Consider the following 19,760-nt stretch of genomic DNA (forward strand, 5'->3'; position numbering starts at 1 on the left):
TAATTTTTTATTATTCTTTTGTATATACCAGTTTTCCATTTACCATTGTCATGGAAACTTTTACATCTCTCATCTCGCTCATCGGTACTTCAAAGACATTCCGATCAAGAACTGCTATATCTGCCAGTTTTCCTGCTTCTAACGTTCCAAGCTTATCTTCCATTCCTATGTTATAAGCTCCACCATACGTCCATGCTTTTAACATTTCAGCGATTGTAATCGTGTTCTGTACATTGTACTGTTCTTTTCCATCTGGGAAATATCCACCACAGCCATGGAAAATTGCTTCCGGAATGTCTGTGATCATCAGTGGCAGATCTGTTGCTCCTGATAATGTCATTCCTCCATCAAGCATACCTCTTCGATTCCAGAAATACTTGCCTCGCTCTGTTCCGATCGTCTCTTCAATCGATTTTTTCACATCATCCGCTGGATCCAATGACATAATCTGGAAATAGATTTCTCCAGTCACACCAATTTCACCCATCTTTTTCAAATCTGCCGGATTGGAAAATTCCATATCTGTCACAGCATGACGGTTCACAAGCTTTCCATCTTTCTTCTGACATTTATCAAAAATACCAGCCACTTTATGTACTGCTCCATCCCCCTGTGCATGCAGTGAATAACGGAATCCATTTTCATCAGCAAGCTGCACTTCTTTTTCAATCATTGGATAATCCACCTGGATACTGCAATGCATGTCCGTTCCTTCATAAGGCTCTAACAGATCACCCTTTGTACTTGCCACCGTTCCGTCTGTCATTCGGTTATATCCGGAGAACCGGATGAAATCACCCTGGAACTTCTCTCTCATTCTTTTTCCATGTTCAATGTTGATTCCTTCACCAACCGGCTGCGACATAAAAAATGTTCGAAGTGACAATTCCTTCTGTTCTTCTTTTTCTTTCAGAAATGAGTCAAATCCATAAAAATCATCAAATCCCATTTCTTTTACCGTTGTAACTCCACGGCTGTTCATCAGCTTCATATAATCTTTAAATTCCGGTTCTATGAATTCCCGATCATTTAAATACTCCGGCATAATCTTGTGATAGGCTTCCGGATAGCATTCTTTCGGATTAAATCCATATGTTTCTTCCGCTTTCCGGTTCATCATGCATGTGCTGCGGTCTGCTGCAAATACGATAACTGCCCGATCCGGATATGCTTCATTCAGCTTTTCTTCCAGACCTTCCGTTTCGAATCCGTTTGGATTCCATCCATGTCCAAATACAGTGGAAGGTTCTTTCTCTTTTTCAACCTGTTCCTTTATCTTCTGTAAAAACTCTTCCTGCGATGTTATGCCAGACATATCAATTCCAATATGGAAAATCGCATAACCCGTAAAAAAAGTATGTACATCAATAAATCCCGGTGTCACCAACTGATCTTCCAATTCCAGAACCTCTGTCTGTTCGTCAATCCAATCACTTCCATCATCTGTTCCAACCGCCAGGATATTCTGTCCGCTTACTGCAACATATCCTGCAAATGGGTTCTCAACAGTAGATGTAAAAATATGATCTGATCTTAACAGATAATCTGCTTTTTGCTTTCCCATGTTCTCCCTCCGTTCTTATTGCTTCATTTGATGATTATGTTATATCATATTATAACGTTATATGCAATCGTTATATAACGTTATATGTTTACTTTCTATGTTTTTACTAAAATCAAACTTTTATTTTTGTATTATATGCACAATATCTTTGTCAGTCATATGATTTATCTTTTACTTTTTTTGTTACGAAATGGATTGATTTTGTTGTTATTTAAGTCTGTTTCCGCTATAATGTATCTGTGAATCGTATATCTATAACTAATATACGTTGTATATTTAAAGGAGAATTATAATGAAACTTGATATGAATGCAGAAACTCCATTATATATGCAGCTAAAAGAAGCAATCAAAGCTGCAATCAAAGATGGCACTTATCCGGACAACGAAAAAATACCTACTGAAATAGAATTAAGCGAACATTACAAAGTCAGCCGCATCACCGTAAGACGTGCTGTTGAAGAATTATGTCAGGAAAATTATCTTGTAAAACGTCAGGGAAAAGGAACTTTTGTAAAATCCCGCAAAATCCAACGCAAAATGGAACATCTTCTTGGCTTTGCTGATGCATGTAAAGCAAATGGATGTATTCCATCCCGCCTTGTGATCAAACGCTCCGTAACCGAGTTATCTGAGGAAGAAGCCAAAACAATGAATGTTCCAACTGGCTCAAAGGCAGTCTTGATCGAACGTGTCGATCTTGCCGATGGTATCCCAATGATTTACGAAAGCAATCTGTTTCCTTATCCCAAATATGAATTTCTTTTAGATGAATCATTAGATGGTTCCCTTTATCAGCTTCTAAAAGATTCCTACCATATTCAGGTTAAGGGCTCCCGTAATTCGTACCTTGAACTGGCACGCGCTTCTGGTTCGCTTGCCAAACATTTACGCGTCACCAATGGAGAACCTTTATTCTATTTATACTCCGAGATTTTTGACACAGACTATAATCTTGTTCATATTTGCCGTGACTATATCCGCGGAGAACAATATCGGTTTTATATGGACGATTATACAAGACCTTAACCTTAATAACCGTTCGCTCTGTAAATATTCTATGCCACAAATAATAAAAGAAGCAGTTGCTTAACGAATTTTCGTGAAGTAACTGCTTCTTTTATTTATAAAGCTATATAGTTTTGGATGTCAAAAAGTCTGATCCATAACTTTTATTATCAAATTGCATATTAGATATTCAATAAATCACTGAATACTTTTAATGCTCCGTCTGTTTCATGTGCAAGCACGCGTTTTATTTCTTAAATGATGATGAACTTGATGACGGTTTTGGAGAAGAAGGTTTTTATATCTTCTAAGCCATCAATCGTCTGCTTAATGTGCCCGCCTCCGTGCGGGCCTTTTTCAATTCAAGAGAGCGCCGTAGGCGGTCTTTCCTATAAAGTAAAAAAGGACGCAGAATCTCTTCCACGTCCTCACATCTATCTGGCTTTATCTTCTCTTACCTTTGATACTTCCTTATGTGCCGCTTCCTGCTTCACATCATCCACTCCTCTAGCCTCAAATGCATCTGCATTATACTGATACTCCTGTGGTTCAGCAACTATCGGTGAATATACAATCTCTGCTTCCACTCGCTCAGCCTCTGCCCTCTCCGGCTCTGTCTGTTCCTGCACCTTCGCATTCTCCATATGCTTTTCCTTATCAAGCTGCACATTCATAGCTAGATTATCCAGCTTATCAATAGATGCATCCAGATGAAGTTCCATTGATACAAGTATCTTTTTCACTGCTTTCATAGGTGCAAGCACCGCCTTTGTAATGGGATGTTTCTGCTCTTTCTGTGAGTAATCCATCGCCGGCTTGTCAGCAAAAGTCCGAAATGCATTGGCTGCTGTCTGACCAGCTTCTCGAAATCCTTTTGCAAGAAGTGCTGTCTTTGCTATATCCTTATCCGTGATCTTGATTGCACCTCTTATATTTTCCCGCATATCAAGAAGTCTTTTCTTAATTTCTAAGAACTCCGACACCCTGTATAATGCAGCTCTTCCCTTTGCCTTTGCTTCATCGACTATGCTCTTAGCAGTAGATTTAACCTGTGCTTTTACTTCTAATACCTGTGACTTTATCTGCTCACATCTGGCATTAAGTCGCTCCTGTGCTTCTGACAATGCCTTTTTAGCATTATTGACAAGTGTATCTTCCTGCATTTCTTTGATCTGGTTCTGCATATTGGTGAGTTCTTCCTTCATGGAATCAATCTTTTTCTCCAGTCCGTCCACATAGCTGCATATCTCAAATACATTATTTGCCTGCTCTTTCATGGCATTCTTCTTTAATAATTCGAGAAGTTCTCTTATGACCTCCTCGTTGGTAAGTGTTTTTCCTGCTTCTATATCCATTCTGTTTCCTCCATTCTATAAACGGGGCAGCCTTGGCCGCCCCTTAACTCTGATTACTAATTATCGAAATGGTGTAACCTCTTTGTCCTTCTCTTTATCGGGATTGCCATGATGTTTCTCGGCACTCTCCCTCGCCTTTTCGTTGCTCTTATCCTTTGCTTTCTCATATTCTGAGATAATCTCATTATAGAGTTTTTCCCTGAAATCCTTTGTGACCGGATAGCAGACATCCTGATAAATTGGCTTTCCATGTTCATCCACCTGCTTTGTCTTATAAGAAGGCATTACCAAGCCGAAAAGAATAATCTTTTTTACTGCCACTGCAATCGCCCATAATCCTACGCTTATTCGTGGAACGGTACTCGCCAAGTGGTATCGCATCAGGACTGTTCATTGACTTGCAGGTATTGATGATTGCCTGACCTGCTTCGGCTTTTTCGGAATAAGAAACACCCGATACCATCATTCCAAGCGGCTGCTCGTCTATCGGTTTCGGGTGTAATTTTGCTGTTTCAACATCTTTTGTAAGTCCCTCTACACGGGATTTCAAGTAAGCAATCTGTTGTGGGTAGAACTTGATGACCTTATCCCCCAGTCCGTATTTCTCTGATAAGAAATTGGATTTTAACATCTTCCGCTTCTGTACCTGAATGTCTAAGTCCATCTTTTCTTTGATATACGGATTGCCTGTTGCAAGCATTTTTATCTCCGCATAGGACAGTGCGGTTTCATCAATATCCTCTGCCGACCTGACCAGAGATTTGCTCGTCATAATCTGACTTGCGAACTTCTGCTTACCTTCCACAAGCTGATAGAGGTATGCATCAAAGGTCTGCTCTGTTACATAACGGTAAATATCTACCTGCGGATTTTCATTGCCCTGACGGACAATTCTACCGGAACGCTGCTCCAAATCAGTCGGTCATTTTTTGCGGACAGTTCAATACATGCCTGTCTGTTTCGCTCCCTGCTCCTGCGTTTGCTCTCGTTTGATTTCTCCCTCTGTATCTTCTTGGCACAAGCAGGACAATACTTCGATATGCCAGAGCGGGGAACATATTCAACACCGCACACCGTACAATTCTTAGGCTTTAACGCAGTCCACCGCTTTGTCGGTGTGATATGTAATTCACCGACAAAGCCGATGAATTTATAATAAATCTTGATTTCCTGCCGCACCATTCCGTCTGTAAGTTTCTCACGTTCCGAAACAAGTATCTTGTCTATAAGTGCGTTTATGATGGTTGCGTCCAGTTCCTTAATGCCTTGATAGTTGCGGATTAGGGAGAGGAAATCACGGACACCCTGCGTCTTCTCATAGCTGTCGCTGAGCGTTTCCGTTACCTCTTTCAGCCTTGCTTCAATTTCAAGCTGTTCTTTCTGGTATTTTCCCGACATCATCTCAAAATTCCGCTCGGTAATACGCTCCATCACCTTATCTTCATAGAGTGAGGAAAACAGCCTGTCCAGTTCTGCAAGGCGTTTGTTCAGTTTTCTTTGCTCCTTTTCCAGTGCCTTTGCCTTGCTCTGGTCTGTTTCCGTGAGCCGCTTTTCAATCGCCCTCACTGCCTTTTCATCATTGACTGCCATATCCGCAAATCGGTTGATGTCGGTGAGGACAGCGTTGAACAAGTCCCTCGCTTCAATGCTGTGTGCGGTACACATGATATTACCGTATCTGCCATAATTATTGCAGGAATATTGTACGCAGTCGATGATGTCGGGGCGTTTCCTCCTGTTGGCACTCATAGCCCGCATCGCATAGCCGCAGTCCGCACACTTAATAACGCCTGCAAAGATGTTCTCAAAGCCGCCCTTGTTTTCTGGTAATCTGCGGCTTGTAATAAGCTGCTGTACGGTATCAAATTCCTCCTGCGTGACTATCCCCTCATGGGTGTCTGGTATCACTTCCCATTCTTCGGGCAGCTTAGAGGGGCGTTTCTTGCTTTTCATGTTGGCGGCAATCCGCTTGTAGCCTGCAAGGTTTCCCGCATATATCGGGCTTCTTAAAATGCCCCTTACGCTGTTCTCGCTCCAAATATAACGGTTCTCCTCATTCTCCTCAAAATACCTCTCATAGCCTGTTGCCCCCTGCTCCGCCGCATAAGCGGCGGGGCGTAAGATATGCTGTTTGTTGATGTGCTTGCGGATTTTGGCGATTCCGTTGCCCGCTAACGCAAGGTCAAATATTTCCCTTACCACATGGGCAACTTTGTCATCTATCAGCAGATGGTTGTGGTCGGCGGGGTCTTTGACGTAACCGTATGGTGCTGTCGTCCCCATGAATTTCCCCTGCTGAAACCTCGCTCGGTACGCCGATTTTATCTTGACCGACACATCGGCGGAATACATTTCGTTTAGGATGTTGCGGAAAGGCGTGATGTCCATAGCGGATTTATTGAGCGTGTCCACGCCGTCATTGACCGCTATATACCTCACATTATGCTCTGGGAAAAACACTTCCAGATACAGTCCGCAATCAAGATAGTTCCTCCCCAGACGAGATAAATCTTTCGTGATAACGCAGTTTATCAGACCGCTTTCAATGTCCTTAATCATGTTCTGGAAACTTGGTCTTTGGAAATTTGTACCAGAGTAACCGTCGTCCACATACGTTTTTGCTAAGTGCCATCCCTGCTTTTTCACATAATCCGTGAGGATAGATTTCTGTGTCGCAATGCTCGCACTCTCGTTATCCGTGCCATCGTCTTTTGACAAGCGGCAGTACATGCCGACTTCATAAATCTTGTTCTCCATTCTTATTCCTGCCATACTGTAAAACCTCCATATCTGTCCTATCTGTTTTCATGTTCCATTGCGTACATTCTAAGCGGACAGCCCCTCATTGTCGAAGGTGTCGCCCTCGGCAATCTTCTTCCGAATATCCTCGGAAATAATCGGGATAAACGCTTCTGTGACTGTCTGCGTGCCGACATATTCACGGCTGATTATCATCTGAACTGGTGCTTTCGGCACGATACGCTTTCTCTTTTTATCTGCTTTCTTATCCTCGCCCATACTTAAATCTTCCTTTCCAGACAGGGCAGGAGAACGTCTGGAAACGCCCCGCCCTGTCAATCAGATACCATCAATCCCCGCTGTTTACTTCTTTCTGTAATGCTTCAAGGAGTGCTGCTGCTTCATCAGCGTTCAACGTGATACCCTTTCCGCACTTCTCACGGTTCGGGGAAAAGCTGCGGATGTCATATTTCGGCTCTCTTCCGTTCCATGAGATAAGATTGATTTCTTTTGTGTAGCCGCTGTCGCCCTTAGACAATACGGCGATTTCCTTTACAATCTCATACTGGATTTCTTTCATTCTTCATACCTCAATTTTCTGCATTTACCTCCCGAAAAGAGAAGATTAGCGGCTGTCCCTGCCCCGTTTCCTCTGCAATTCACGCTCCAAAAGTTTAATGATGGTTTCCTCCATCTGCTTCGGCGTTGTGTTCTTCGGAAAATACTTTTTCAGCTTGCTTGTGTTGATTTTCAAGGTTTCTTTCTGGTTTCCCTTTTCCTCCGTCATAATTGCAAATATCGTATCCATGTCAAGCCGCCCGCTCTGGCTTAGGCTTTTCATCCGCTGTGCCTGTGAGAGTGAGGGCGTTGCTTCTTCGCTCTCCATCGTGGCAAAGAGGTTTTCCTGCTCGTCTTTCTTCAAAAAGGACAGTTCCACCGCAGGCGTGAGGGCGATTTTCCCCTCGTCCACCATCCGCAAAATCGGCGGTATCAGTTCCGTCAAACGGATAAATCTTTGTACGGTCATCCTGCCTACGCCGAAGCCCTGTGCCACCTTGTCGTCCGTCCGCAACTTCGTCACAACTTGTGACGAGGTTAAGTCTGTGCGGAAACCCTGCCGCTTCATGGCTTCGGATTTCATCTTGTAGGCAAACGCCCGCTCTGATGGCAGGATATTCTCACGCTGTAAATTACTGTCTACAAGGGTGATGATGGCTCGGTCACGGTCTAAGGGCAGGACAAACGCAGGCACGGTATTTATCCCTGCAAGTTCAGACGCACGGACACGCCGCTGCCCTGCAATCACTTCATAGCCGTTCCCGTCCTCTTTCGGGCGTGTGATTATCGGCGTGACAATGCCAAATTCCTTGATGCTTTCCGCTAATTCTGACAGCGTTTCATCCTCTGCCACATGAAACGGATTGTCGGGAAACGGGTACAAGTCTTTGGTCTTTAACACCTTAAAATCCTGTTTCTTCATTCACATATCTACCTTTCTTTCGCTCTGCTTTTATGGTTTTTCTGCAATTCTTCCAACACTTCGGGCGGTATCTTTGAGAGCAGCCGCCCCATCTGCTCGTTGGTTCTCTGCAACTCAAATATCTTCTGGTTCGCTTTCTGCACCTTTAGTTCCTGCTCATACTTTTCATCACGCATACGCCCCGCATAGTCTGATTCCTGCCCGATTTGCTCCTTTAGGCTATTGATATAGGCACTCTGCTTACTGATTTCCTTTGAGAATTTCTCCACGTCTGGGAGCCATGCCGCAATCAGTTCCAGAGCCTTGTCACGCTTCTTCCCTGCATTAAAGGCGTTGATGTCGGACAGTGCAGACACAATTTCCTCATACTGTTTATCAAGCCTGCCGCCCAACTTATAGAGCCATGTGGGGACATGTTTCCGCTTCGTTTCCATTGAGGACTGACCTCTTTCAAGCTGATTCCACCGTGAGGACATCCGCTCATGGTAGGCGGTCTGCCATTCGGACAGGCTCTTTTGATTGCCTAAAATTGTTTTGGCAGACAGCTTATTGTCTGGTGTAATCGGCACAAAACAGAGGTGCATATGCGGCGTTCTCTCGTCCATGTGGACGACTGCGGAGAGGATATTTTTCTCCCCGACACGCTCTGAAATGAAATCCAGAGCCATCGTAAAATACGCTTTCTGTTCTTTGGGCGGCAGGCTGTTCATAAATTCTGGCGAAGCCGTGATAAGCGTTTCCACCATCATCACGCTATCTTTCCTCGTCCTGCACCCTGCTTCGGCTACCATGCGGTTAATCTCTTTCTTGTAGGTGTACCTCGGCGGATTCACAAGATGGTAGTTATCTTTCGAGCGTTCCATATCTATATCTGGATTGCTTTTATAGGCTTCTTTTTTACGCTCGTTGTGGCGTTCGCAAGCCGCAACGCCGCCCGCTTTGCGTTTCTGGAAACGCAGGATTGCATAGGGCATAATTCATCATCTTCCTTTCTTCGGCGGGTAAACTGCCCTTTGGGTGACAGCGGTGACGGCGGTGACAGCAGTTTTGGGATACCCCCTACCGACTGCCTCAACTGTCACCCTTATTCCCTGCATGACGGTCATGTCGATGATGACGGTGTTTTTGGAATACCCCCTCGCAAGAGCCGTCACCGTCATGCTGCCATTCTTTTATCCGAAGCGTGGAGCGTAGGATAAGCAGGGCGTAAGACCTGCCATAAGGGAGTCCAGAGGGAACGTCTGGCACACGACTTTGCAGGGCAAAGTGTAGTGTGTTACACCCTGTAAACGCAGTCGGAAAAATCGGAAGGATTTTTCTGACCGCAGGGGTGGTTTTACACGCCGAAAAGGGCGGGTAAATCCTACGCCTGCACTTTGCGTTTACGGGGTGTTCTCCCGCAGGGATGACAGCGGCAGGGTATCCTAAAATCACTGTCACCGCCGTCACCGCTGTCACCCGCAGGGCAGAGTCGCCAGCTTTACACGGCTTTAAGCGTCAATGACAGTAACAGGGGGTATCCCAATATCGCTGTCACCACCGTCACCGCTGTCACCCGCCCGCTTTGCAAGCGAAATCTGCCTGCCGTGTTTTTTGCGGCTGTACTGATAAACGATATGGTTCTCATTTAAAAATGTGGTGCGGTATTCATTGAGCCATTTCGTAATCACCGTGGGTATGGTTTCCGTTTCCCTCATAGCGGCTAACAGCTCCGTTGCCGTGCCTGCCCATTCTTCCTTATCCCTCATAAAATCCACCAACCGAAAAAGGACGTCTGGTATCGTTTCTTTCGCAAGCTGCTCCTGCGTTTTTCTCTCCACAAGTTCCCAACTGCAATCACGGAAACGCAGCGTGTATTCCTGATAGGGCGTGTCCCTGCCCGTCACATACAGCTTGGCGGTGTCGGATGCCCGTTTCTCCTTTTCCAGAACAAAGGTAGCGTCCGCACTCCCCGTTAAGCCTGTCGTCCCAGACACCTTGTTGAACACATCGCTGTCATTCTGCTTTCGGATGTGGTGTACGACAATGACCGCCAATGAATGCCTGTCGGCAAAGTCTTTGATTAGTGAGATGTCCCCATAGTCGCTTGCGTAGGCATTGTCTTTTGAAGCTGTACGGACTTTCTGCAAAGTGTCAATGACAATAAGCCTGCTGTTTGGGTAATCTTTCAGATAATCTTCAAGCTGCACGATAAGACCGTCTGACAGCTTGCAGCTTGCCACGGCAAAGTGAAGCCGCCTGCTCGCTTCGTTCGTCAATCGGAACAGCCTGTCCTGTATACGGCAGAACGTGTCCTCAAGGCAGAGGTAAAGCACGTCGCCCTCCATTGTCGGCATATCCCACAAGGGAAGTCCCTGCGACACGCATAAACATAGCTTCAGCATGAGCCAGCTCTTTCCTATCTTCTGTGAACCGCAGAACAGCGACAAGCCTGTGGGGATAAGGCTGTCCACCACAAAGGACGGCTTCTCAAGCGGTTCATAAAGGAGCGTTTCGGCGTTGACTGTCTGTAACTTCTGCATGGCTTTCCTCCTTTCGGGCGGTGTTTTTGTTTTCGTTGCACATAGGCGTTGACCTCCTTAAAAATAGATTTACTCCCACGAAGAAAAAGTGAGAGTATGTAATGCCGCCAATCCCACACAAATAAAAAACAGATTTCTTTTTCGGGCGGTGTCGGTCACGGTTGGAGATACTTCCTCATTTCCGCCTTTACTTTCTCCTTTGCAATCGCAACAGATTTCTGTATTGCCGAAGCGGTGCAATGCTCCATAGCGGCGATTTGGTAAAAATTGAACTCATACTCGTAGTAGAGCAGGAAACGCCGCCTTTGTATCTCTGGCAGTCCGTCAACCGCCTTACAGAGCAGTTCTGCCCGTTCTGCCTCAATCATTTGTTCCTCTATGCTCTTAGGCAGCTTCAACGCCCGCCTGTTCAGCGTTTCGTCCCATACTTCCGAAAACTCCCTGTGCCGCTCGTCCCATTGGAGGAGATTCCTGTTCCTGCGTTCCATCTGCCGAAACTCCATAAAGAACTGTTCCGACACTTCCAACTCGTGGGATTTGCCCTGCCCGTCCTTAAAGCTGATAAAATACCTTGTGCCGCTTTCCGTGGATTCCTCCCGAAGCGTGTACGCCTTAACTCTGTATGCCATCCCGCTTGCCTCCTGCAAAAAATAAGTGAGGGGATTTCCATCCCTCACCCAGTAGCCCGCAGGACGGCAGGCTGTTTTAGACGCTATAAAATTTTCGTAGCTTCTTCCGCAGATGGTCTAACCTCGCATAGATGGCACCAGTCGTCAAATGCACGAGCGGGGCAATCTCCTTTGTGGAATACCCCTGCATTTTCAGCAGGACGATTTTCAAGGTACGCCCGTCCACCGCGACTAATACTTGATAGAGATTTTCGCTCTCAATCTCGTCCAGTAACTCCGCAACCGTACCCACTTCCGTCTGCCGCTCCCTGTCTGCCATGTCCTCAAGGTATTCCGCAATGTCATTCGTCCATCGGTAAAACCGCCTGTTGGAATTGAAGTCTGCCCTGTCCGCAATGCGTATCTGCTCAATGGTCGCTTCATCAACGCCGCACTCACGCAGCAGCTTTTCCTCCGCTTCTTTCCAGATACGCCATTTCCTGTCCTCCCATCCGTGGTTATATGCCATGCTTCTTTTCCTCCAATCAGAATTGATTGAGAGGGCAGAGAAAAACCCCCTCATTTTCCCAAAGGAAAAAACAAGGGGGCTGAACGCCTTAAATTTTAATTTTCTATTATCTTTCTTAGTTTTCTTAGGATTCTGGCTTTGCGTTTGTTCACAACGCTCTGGGTTATGCCGAACCTCGCCCCGACTTCACGCTCAGAAAGTCCGTCAAAAAAGATTGCCTGTATCAATTCCTGTTCACTATCCGACAGCAAAGGCAGGGCGGCTTTCAGCCTGTCCACCATAACCGCATTGACAACGGTTTCCGCAATGTCTGCCGCTTCATCAGCGATAAAGTCTAAAGGCTTCCCCTCGCTGTCCGTAAATCCATCCAGAGAAAGCAGGCTGTTCTTCGTATCTAATTTTTTCAGATAACGCCACCGTTCCTTATCTCGGTAGAAGTCCGTGTATTGCTCCCTCACGACTTCAAGCAGACAGCCTTGAATGGGGATAAACAGCTTGTCCATATAGGTCTGGTCGGATTCCCTGCGGCGGCAGAAATCCGTATAGGACAGTTCCACATATCTGCCGCTTTCCTTGATATATACCTTTCTCGGTGCGTATTTCACTGTAAGTACCTCCCATCTGAATTTTTGAAATGTTCAAAATCCAGATGGAGAGGTGGCGAACGACACCTAACACCACTAATAGCCCTATGGCACTTTCCAACAAAAATCGACAAAAGAAAAACCGCAAAGGCTCTATGACCTTTACGGTTATGGGAAATATTAATTCTGTTGTATGGAGATTGTACTTCTACATTCAAGGCAGGAAGTGCCGTTGCATAGGCAGAAATTTTTTTAACTGGTTTCCTGCCGTTCTCTGATATGCTATGTATTGATAAATTTTGCTTCGTATGAGCAGATAGATAACTGCCCGAAAAAAGGACATAAAAAAATCCCTCCAAATTTAAAAACAAATTCAGAGGGTAATTTAGGGTATAACAAAATAACCCACCCGAATATCGTTTTTTTTATTTGGTGAGTTTGTTCTTTCAAATACGAAACAAATGCTCATGTACGGTAAAGTATCACAAGAAAATTATGTCGAATTGACAGCCGCCTCCGCTATACCGAATAAGGAAATAAAGAGTCCTCAAATTTTGCGCTACTAAATGAAGACGAGCGGAAGTAATCTCCCGCTCGTCAGTAAACTTAACTATGCCATATCAATCCCGCTTCTTTCCCGCCACCGGCACTAAGAACAGCGCGGGCAACAGCAGGAAAGCGGTACAGACCAGCCCCCAGGGTATGGACACCTGCTGGGCTACCAGCCCCACAATAGGCCCGCCGATGATCTGCCCGAAAGAGTCCAGCTGTCCGCTGGTGGAAAAGACTGTGGCGCGCATTTTCTCATCCACATGGTCGTTCATCCAGGCGGCCAGCACAGGCTCCTTGATGGTGCGCATAAGCCCCGCCAGCAGGAACACCAACAACATGAACCAAAAGCTCCGCCCCACCGCGAAGAGAACCAGGCACAGGATATACCCGGCGCTGGTGGACATGACCACACTGGTTCGGCTGACAGTCCCTTTTTTCTCCATGCGGGCGATGAGCAACTGAGAAGCCAGAATACCTAAGCCGCTGCCGATAAGACTGATAACACCGAACCAAGTGACGCTGTTCAGCGGCCCGATAACGGGTATTACCGTGTCATCCAGAAAATGAGCGGTGGAGAGCCGGTCAAAGCCTTCACTGGCAAGTCCCCCGCATAGTGTGATTGCTAAGAGCGTCAGCAACACAGGTGCGCCTTTCACAAAGCCCAGGTTGAGCTTGAACAGGCAGACAAAGTCTTTAAGCAAGCCCTGCCGTTCCTCAATAGCAGGGGAGAAGTTGGTTTCTGGCATGATGCGAACCAACACCAGCCCCAACAACAAGCACAAACTGCCCCCCAAGATGACAGGCATTTGCAGGTTTATGTTTCCCAGCAGTGTGCCCAGCACCACGCCCAGAACGCCGCCGATTTGCCCCATTTGACTGCCCCGCAGGAACACCTTGTCTATGGGTTTGTCCTCTTCCTCCGAGGCAATCCACGCCTCCAGAGAGCCGGTGATGAAGGTATCACCGCAACCCCAGACAACCTGGGCCAGCAGAACCGGCGCGAACCACGGTAGCGCACCCTCCATCAGAAAGCCCAGGCCGTAGAGGAACATTCCAATCAGCACCGAGCGCCGACGGCTATACAAATCCGCCACCACACCGGTGGGTATCTCGAACAGAAAGCAGGAGGTCTCCTGAACCGTCCCTACCAGGACAAGCTGGAAAGCATCCAGCTGCACCACCTCCAGGTGGTACACGATGGAAAGCACTGTGGACATAGAAACCGCCAGGGAACAGACAAATCGGAACAGCAGGTAGACAGAATATGCCTTTGAATTTTTAGCAAACATGAAGTTACATTCTCCTTTCAAATCTCATTTTATATGACTTTTGCAAGCTGTTAAGCTAACTTGTGGAACATATGCCGAACCTTATCTATACGGCTATTCGGGCGGCGGGGTTGGCAAATAAATTTACCAATAGCTGGCTGGTATCCTTTTAACTCTGTCAAGCAGACTCCCTGCCCATTTGTGAAATAAGTTAAATCGTTCCTGTATTCTTGAATACATCTAGCAGGGATTTCTCCTTTCAGAATGACCTCGTCATTCTTTATCTGAGTACTTACAATATCTGCACAATACCTTGGAGCATCATGATACGCCCGTGAGAGATATTCCTGCGGTGCATAAATTTCAAAGTGGAGATATGGCTCTAATAGTTCTGTCCCTGCTTTTTTTAAAGCCTGCTCCAATACGATAGGGGAAAGCAGCCGAAAGTCTGCGGGGGTACTTACAGGACTATAATACAATCCATATTCAAAACAGATTTTACAGTCTGTCACTTTCCATCCATACAGCCCCTGCTCGCAGCCATAAAGAACCCCCTCCATAACCGCATTTTGGAACGATTGATTTAAATATCCAAGTGAAACTCTGCTTTCATACTGCACTCCGCTTCCAATAGGGAGCGGCTCTATGGACAACCCGACAGAAGCCCAGAAAGGATTTGGCGGGACTTCTATGTGGATGGTATATTCTGCTTTTCTAAGCGGTCTTTCCATATATATAACAGTAGGCTCTTTTATTTCTGCCTCCACATGATATTTTTCCTCAAGGATGGCACAAATGACTTCCATCTGCACTTTCCCCAAAAAAGAAAGTATAATCTCATGCGTTGTAGTATCCACATAATATTTTAAAAGAGGGTCGCCATCTGAAATTTCTGTAAGTGCCCCAAGCAATATTTCCCGCTGTTCAGATTTCTTTACTGCAATCGTTGTTTGGAGCATAGGGAGAGGATTTTCAATAAATTTTCTCTGCGGCAACAGTATTCCGTTCCCCAAAATACTGTTTAGCTGCAAAACATCATTTGGTAAAATTACAATATCACCAGAGCAGGCTGTATCGGATGAATATAATTCACCGTTTGTCGGAACACACATCTCTGTGATTTTTATTTTCTCTTTTTCAGATATTCTAATAACATCCCTCAAATGCAATGTTCCGCTATATATACGCACATAAACAAAACGCCGCCTTTTCTCTGAATATTCAATCTTAAAAACCTGCCCGCATAGTTCAGATTGACCTTCAGGCGTTGATGAATAAAATTTACTGGCAATCACTTCTATAAGCTGCCGAATCCCCAGATTGTTTTTAGCGCTTCCGTGATAAACGGGAAATAACGTTCCGTTTTGGAATCTCCTGTTTTCTTCCTGTTCCAGTTCTGACATTTTAAACGGTTTCCCTGACATATATTTCTCTAATAGTTCATCGTTTCCCATAATTACCGCATCCCACTGTTCCATATCGTCATTGTCCGTTACATTTATATGGGGATGCTGCCCAACCTTTTGCTTCACTATAATTTCCGAAGAAAGCTTTGCTTTCATTTCTCGATATACCATTGGCAAATCAATCCCCTCTTGGTCAATTTTATTGATGAAAAAAATTGTCGGAATCTTCATTGTCTGTAGTGCATGAAACAGTATACGGGTCTGTGCCTGTATGCCATCCTTTGCAGAAACTAATAATACTGCTCCGTCTAATACGGATAAAGAACGGTATACTTCCGCCAAAAAATCCATATGGCCTGGCGTATCTATAATGTTGACTTTTACATCCTCCCACTGAAAAGATGTCACTGCTGTCTGGATAGTGATTCCCCTTTGACGCTCCAAATTCATTGTATCTGTCCTTGTTGTGCCTTCATCTACGCTCCCTAGTTCTGCAATTGCACCACTGGTATACAATAAACTTTCCGTTAATGTTGTCTTTCCTGCGTCAACGTGAGCCAGAATGCCTATGTTAATTATTTTCATGTGATTTTCCTCCTATCAACACCCAAAAAAGGGCATAAAAATACCCAGTGATAAATACTCCTATCACTGGGTAAATAACTCCAATAGCCCCAAAACACTTATATGTTTTCGGGCATATAAAATTACATGATAAAAGTATTCTTAAACTGGGTACAAAAAACTAAGCCCCATATTAAAAGTGAAACGAGACTGCTACTTTTTGTTCCCACTATCAAATTGACAGTTTATTTAAGAATACCTTGCCGCATATTTATTAACTCCTTGTATAATACTGAATCTAATTATATTCCTTAACCCTTTATTTGTCAAGACCCTTTATTTGTCAAGCTGACAAACTAAAGCAGAAAAAGCGGCAGGATTTCCCCCTGCCACTAATCATCTGTTTATGCAAAAATAATTTCCTTTTCCACAATCTCCCTCGCACAAGCCCTTATGTTATTGAGGCATCCTGTCCATTCTAAGGCGTTTTCTGCCTTTAGCTGTTCCGTTATGCCCTGTGCCTGTTTCATACCCTCTATGAGCCTTTCAAAGCGTTCCTGTGCCTGTCTGTTGATGTCGGCAAGGTAGGCGTTTAGCCTGCCGCTTGTAAGAAGATTGGTGTATGTAACTTTACGGTACTGTTTTAGATAATCTAAATGCCGTTGCCCCCAGATGCCTATTGCCTGTTCTTCTTCGGCGGGTACAGTTAAGCACGGTATCAAATAATCCCCTTGCCTTTCGTATTTGCCGCCCAGTTCCTCAAATAATGATTTTGCCATTGTCTGTTACCTCCACATTCTTTTTTATTTTGAATGTCCGCAAAATCCGTCCTACATCTGAAGGTCGCCACGGACAATCCACGTCGTGAAGTGCGATAAGCTTGTCTTGCACATTCGTTCCTGCTCCCATCTTCTGAGTAGAGCCGAGAAGCACTCTGACTTCTCCCTTGCGGGTCTTTTGGAACAGCTCCTTTTTCTTCATATCCGTGTCGGCTTCGTGTATGAACTTCACTTCACTTTCAGGAATACCTCTCTCAATCAGCTTCTTTCTGATGTCGTTATAGACGGAAAATGTGCCATCATTCTTCGGCGTGGAAAGGTCACAAAACACAAGCTGTGCTGATTTCTTGTCGGCATTTTCTTTCCATATCCGATAGATGTTATCGACGCAGGCATTGATTTTACTGCCCTCAAAATCAGGCAGCATATCGTTTAGCATACGTTGGTCAAGAGCCAGTTTTCTTCCGTCATTCGTGATTTTCAGCATATTATCTACGCTTGAATCCACACCGCCGCCACGCACCTGCTCGGCTCTCTCTGCAAGGGAAGCAACTATTTCCTTCTGCATTTCCGACGGCTTTACTGCAATGTTATGATACTTTGCTTCAGGTACTGGCAGGTTCAACATATCTGCTGTTTTAATGTCCGCTATCTCCTTGACCATCGCCATTAGTTCAGGCAAGTTATAGAATTTTGCGAACCTTGTCTTTGCTCTGTATCCTGTTCCTTCCGGTGTGAGTTCCACTGCCGTAATGGTTTCTCCGAAAGTGGAAGCCCAGGCATCAAAGTGCTGCAACCCATTTTTCACAAGCGTGTTGTACTGCAAATATCGCTGTATCGTATAGAGTTCCACCATACTGTTTGAGATAGGTGTACCCGTTGCAAATACGGTTCCTCGCCCTCCGGTAATCTCGTCAAGGTAACGACACTTCATAAAGAGGTCGGAAGATTTCTGTGCTTCCGTCTGTGCGATACCGCCCACATTACGCATTTTTGTATAAAGATAAAGGTTCTTGTAATAATGGCTTTCATCAACAAAAAGCCTGTCTACACCAAGTTCCTCAAAGGTTACAACATCATCTTTTTTCGTCTGGTCATTGAGTTTATCAAGTTTCTGCTTGATGGATTTCTTTGACTTTTCAAGCTGTTTTATGGAGAAGTTTTCCCCTCGGTTTCGCTTGAGTTCTGCAATTCCTCCGGTTATCTCCTCAAGCTGCTGTTCTAAGATTGCCCTCTGTCTTTCAAGCCTTGACATCATCATATATGCCACACTGTTTGCTACAACATTTTTATAAATGGAAGCCACAATATCCTCTTCCACTTCCTCAAATGAACTGCCCTCGGTTGCATAGTAAAGGTCTTGCAGATAATCAGGGATATTATCCTCTGCCGCATTTCTTGCTGCTCCCATAATTGCTTCGGCAAGACTGCTCTTATTCTCAATCTCTCCGAAAGTGCTTTCCAATGTTTCAATCACATCAGCTTCGTATTCCTGACGCATATCCCAAACCGGGACTGTTCTTGAATATCTGCTTTCGTGAGTATCTGAAATGTCAAAGTAATGTGTCAGTCTTTGCCGTGAACGGTTTTCATCAGCAAAAACAGCAATACCTCTTGCACCTCGGTTGACCCATCTGCCAAAAATTTTGTTCCACTGCTCTATCTCAAGAACCGCTGTTGCATTTTTGATTATCTCCACATCTTCCTCTGTATCAGAAGAAATAAATATATGTACGTTCTGAAAAGCTCTTTTTAAGCTGTCGGCATAATCCAGTTCAGTGCCTTTCATCGGCAGTTTAATCAGTCTTATTCCTCGTTGCTCACACATATATGCTTTCATTATTTCTATATTCTCGTCAGCACTTCCTGACTCAATAGCCAACTTTTCTGAAGGTATGTATGTTTCAAGCGGAACTCCAAGCAATCGGTCAGAACCAAGTTCTGCTTTCAAGCCTTTCTTATTAGAATAATAGCTGACAGCCAAAGCAGGAAATAGAGATAAATACTCCTGCTCACAAATTCGACAGCCTTTCTTCAATATCGTTCTTTCATTTATCTTCATACTCCACGAATGACCGTGTCTGCATTTCCACCATGCTCTCTTTGCCGAAGTTCGTGATACCTCTGTAGGTTTCAATTTATTCTGTTCATAATCCCATTCGCTGAGAAGCTGACTGTCTGTGGTCGCCAAATCATTATATCCGGCAAGGACTTCTCTCTCCGCACAAACAGGGCATACCGTACCTTTTACACGGGCATTGATAACTGATTTCCACTCGTTACCACATTTACCGCATCTCCACCAGACATTTTTTCTCGACTTTGCATTTACTTCATCAGGTTTCAACGGCAAGTTCTTTTCTGACCACTCCGAAGCAATTTCAGGGTGTGTTGTCTGCAAATCGTTAAATCCTTTCAGGAATATGTACCCACTGCAATACGGGCATTTACTACCACCGGAACGGGTAGAAATAAGAGTGTTCCACTCTCTGCCACAATCCTTACACTTACGGATAATTTCTGTCCGACCACTCGGCTGCTATATCCGGCAGAAGTGTTGCAAGGTCATTAAAGCCTGCCAACACTTTATTATGGGAGCAGTACGGGCAACCCGTTTTATTTATTGTCCTGCTCTTAACGACAGCTTCCCACTCGTGACCTTTCTCGCATCTCCAAATCACTTTCTTATGAGAACCAATAGAAACCTCTGTCGGTTTTATCTTATTCTTTTTCGACCACTGCTTTACCAGTAGCGGCTCTAATGTCGCCAAATCGTTAATACCTGCAATCACTCTCGCACCGGA

The 19,760-nt window shown here is 44.9% G+C and carries 17 protein-coding genes and 4 pseudogenes; 1 reads left to right on the forward strand and 20 read right to left on the reverse strand.

Features of this window, described 5'->3' with window-relative positions; all coding sequences use genetic code 11:
- Positions 1–10: 10 nt before the first annotated feature.
- Entirely contained in the window at positions 11–1,564 is a 1,554-nt protein-coding gene (locus tag PG840_RS14420; protein WP_270613801.1) for an amidohydrolase, read from the reverse strand.
- A gap of 292 nt (positions 1,565–1,856) precedes the next feature.
- On the opposite strand from PG840_RS14420, the gene PG840_RS14425 reads away from it, so the two are divergent.
- On the forward strand, positions 1,857–2,591 hold the full coding sequence (locus PG840_RS14425) for a GntR family transcriptional regulator (protein ID WP_117835049.1): 735 nt from the start codon (positions 1,857–1,859) through the stop codon (positions 2,589–2,591).
- A gap of 413 nt (positions 2,592–3,004) precedes the next feature.
- Here PG840_RS14425 and PG840_RS14430 read toward each other — a convergent pair whose 3' ends face one another.
- The 19 genes and pseudogenes from PG840_RS14430 to PG840_RS14520 all read right to left on the reverse strand — a co-directional run.
- Entirely contained in the window at positions 3,005–3,925 is a 921-nt protein-coding gene (locus PG840_RS14430; RefSeq protein WP_270613802.1) for a DUF6674 family protein, read from the reverse strand.
- A 60-nt stretch (positions 3,926–3,985) separates the two neighbouring features.
- Positions 3,986–4,210, reverse strand: a pseudogene (locus PG840_RS14435) (septation protein SpoVG family protein); the annotation flags it as partial.
- 70 nt (positions 4,211–4,280) lie between these two features.
- A pseudogene (locus PG840_RS14440) lies at positions 4,281–4,847 on the reverse strand (helicase); the annotation flags it as partial.
- Positions 4,784–6,697: a recombinase family protein gene (locus tag PG840_RS14445; protein ID WP_118725223.1), complete on the reverse strand. Its 1,914-nt coding sequence runs from the start codon at positions 6,695–6,697 to the stop codon at positions 4,784–4,786. The pseudogene PG840_RS14440 and the gene PG840_RS14445, both read right to left, overlap by 64 nt.
- Before the next feature lie 54 nt (positions 6,698–6,751).
- A complete protein-coding gene (locus PG840_RS14450) occupies positions 6,752–6,943 on the reverse strand; it encodes a hypothetical protein (RefSeq protein WP_002596259.1) in 192 nt (63 codons plus the stop codon).
- A gap of 70 nt (positions 6,944–7,013) precedes the next feature.
- The gene (locus tag PG840_RS14455) at positions 7,014–7,244 is read right to left on the reverse strand and encodes a YdbC family protein (protein ID WP_002596258.1); all 231 of its coding nucleotides are present in this window, start codon (positions 7,242–7,244) and stop codon (positions 7,014–7,016) included.
- 45 nt (positions 7,245–7,289) lie between these two features.
- Positions 7,290–8,144, reverse strand: a complete 855-nt coding sequence (locus PG840_RS14460) for a ParB/RepB/Spo0J family partition protein (protein WP_002596257.1) — start codon at positions 8,142–8,144, stop codon at positions 7,290–7,292.
- 8 nt (positions 8,145–8,152) lie between these two features.
- Entirely contained in the window at positions 8,153–9,118 is a 966-nt protein-coding gene (gene mobV, locus PG840_RS14465; RefSeq protein WP_002596256.1) for a MobV family relaxase, read from the reverse strand.
- A 6-nt stretch (positions 9,119–9,124) separates the two neighbouring features.
- Positions 9,125–9,304 (reverse strand): hypothetical protein, encoded by a 180-nt coding sequence (locus tag PG840_RS14470; protein ID WP_004613323.1) that lies wholly within the window; start codon positions 9,302–9,304, stop codon positions 9,125–9,127.
- Between the two features lie 330 nt (positions 9,305–9,634).
- Entirely contained in the window at positions 9,635–10,666 is a 1,032-nt protein-coding gene (locus PG840_RS14475) for an AAA family ATPase (RefSeq protein ID WP_002596255.1), read from the reverse strand.
- A gap of 155 nt (positions 10,667–10,821) precedes the next feature.
- Entirely contained in the window at positions 10,822–11,295 is a 474-nt protein-coding gene (locus tag PG840_RS14480; RefSeq protein ID WP_002596254.1) for an RNA polymerase sigma factor, read from the reverse strand.
- Positions 11,296–11,371: 76 nt separating this feature from the next.
- Entirely contained in the window at positions 11,372–11,803 is a 432-nt protein-coding gene (locus tag PG840_RS14485) for a sigma-70 family RNA polymerase sigma factor (RefSeq protein ID WP_270233440.1), read from the reverse strand.
- Positions 11,804–11,898: 95 nt separating this feature from the next.
- A complete protein-coding gene (locus PG840_RS14490; RefSeq protein WP_002596252.1) occupies positions 11,899–12,408 on the reverse strand; it encodes a sigma-70 family RNA polymerase sigma factor in 510 nt (169 codons plus the stop codon).
- 599 nt (positions 12,409–13,007) lie between these two features.
- Positions 13,008–14,228 carry a tetracycline efflux MFS transporter Tet(40) gene (tet(40), locus tag PG840_RS14495; RefSeq protein ID WP_270613804.1) on the reverse strand — a complete coding sequence of 407 codons (1,221 nt, stop codon included), beginning with the start codon at positions 14,226–14,228 and terminating at the stop codon, positions 13,008–13,010.
- A 50-nt stretch (positions 14,229–14,278) separates the two neighbouring features.
- The gene (tet(O), locus tag PG840_RS14500) at positions 14,279–16,198 is read right to left on the reverse strand and encodes a tetracycline resistance ribosomal protection protein Tet(O) (RefSeq protein WP_270613805.1); all 1,920 of its coding nucleotides are present in this window, start codon (positions 16,196–16,198) and stop codon (positions 14,279–14,281) included.
- A gap of 383 nt (positions 16,199–16,581) precedes the next feature.
- The gene (locus tag PG840_RS14505; protein WP_001129922.1) at positions 16,582–16,956 is read right to left on the reverse strand and encodes a TnpV protein; all 375 of its coding nucleotides are present in this window, start codon (positions 16,954–16,956) and stop codon (positions 16,582–16,584) included.
- Positions 16,937–18,202: pseudogene (locus tag PG840_RS14510) on the reverse strand (helicase); the annotation flags it as partial. The gene PG840_RS14505 and the pseudogene PG840_RS14510, both read right to left, overlap by 20 nt.
- A gap of 822 nt (positions 18,203–19,024) precedes the next feature.
- Positions 19,025–19,357 (reverse strand): annotated as a pseudogene (locus PG840_RS16960) (zinc-ribbon domain-containing protein); the annotation flags it as partial.
- 106 nt (positions 19,358–19,463) lie between these two features.
- On the reverse strand, positions 19,464–19,760 hold a 297-nt coding region (locus PG840_RS14520), incomplete at its 5' end, for a zinc-ribbon domain-containing protein (protein ID WP_270613806.1).

The sequence above is a fragment of the Coprococcus sp. AM97-35 genome (genome assembly GCF_027697525.1).
GTDB classification, from domain to species: Bacteria; Bacillota; Clostridia; order Lachnospirales; family Lachnospiraceae; genus Allocoprococcus; species Allocoprococcus comes.

Excerpts from the sequence above, each read along its gene's own strand:
- PG840_RS14485 (WP_270233440.1), bottom strand. The coding sequence starts at position 11,803 with ATGGCATATAACCACGGATGGGAGGACAGGAAATGGCGTATCTGGAAA.
- PG840_RS14455 (WP_002596258.1), bottom strand. The coding sequence starts at position 7,244 with ATGAAAGAAATCCAGTATGAGATTGTAAAGGAAATCGCCGTATTGTCT.
- PG840_RS14425 (WP_117835049.1), top strand. The coding sequence starts at position 1,857 with ATGAAACTTGATATGAATGCAGAAACTCCATTATATATGCAGCTAAAA.
- PG840_RS14470 (WP_004613323.1), bottom strand. The coding sequence starts at position 9,304 with ATGACGGTGACGGCTCTTGCGAGGGGGTATTCCAAAAACACCGTCATC.
- PG840_RS14475 (WP_002596255.1), bottom strand. The coding sequence starts at position 10,666 with ATGCAGAAGTTACAGACAGTCAACGCCGAAACGCTCCTTTATGAACCG.
- PG840_RS14460 (WP_002596257.1), bottom strand. The coding sequence starts at position 8,144 with ATGAAGAAACAGGATTTTAAGGTGTTAAAGACCAAAGACTTGTACCCG.
- PG840_RS14445 (WP_118725223.1), bottom strand. The coding sequence starts at position 6,697 with ATGGCAGGAATAAGAATGGAGAACAAGATTTATGAAGTCGGCATGTAC.
- PG840_RS14480 (WP_002596254.1), bottom strand. The coding sequence starts at position 11,295 with ATGGCATACAGAGTTAAGGCGTACACGCTTCGGGAGGAATCCACGGAA.
- PG840_RS14420 (WP_270613801.1), bottom strand. The coding sequence starts at position 1,564 with ATGGGAAAGCAAAAAGCAGATTATCTGTTAAGATCAGATCATATTTTT.
- PG840_RS14450 (WP_002596259.1), bottom strand. The coding sequence starts at position 6,943 with ATGGGCGAGGATAAGAAAGCAGATAAAAAGAGAAAGCGTATCGTGCCG.
- PG840_RS14430 (WP_270613802.1), bottom strand. The coding sequence starts at position 3,925 with ATGGATATAGAAGCAGGAAAAACACTTACCAACGAGGAGGTCATAAGA.
- PG840_RS14505 (WP_001129922.1), bottom strand. The coding sequence starts at position 16,956 with ATGGCAAAATCATTATTTGAGGAACTGGGCGGCAAATACGAAAGGCAA.
- mobV (WP_002596256.1), bottom strand. The coding sequence starts at position 9,118 with ATGCCCTATGCAATCCTGCGTTTCCAGAAACGCAAAGCGGGCGGCGTT.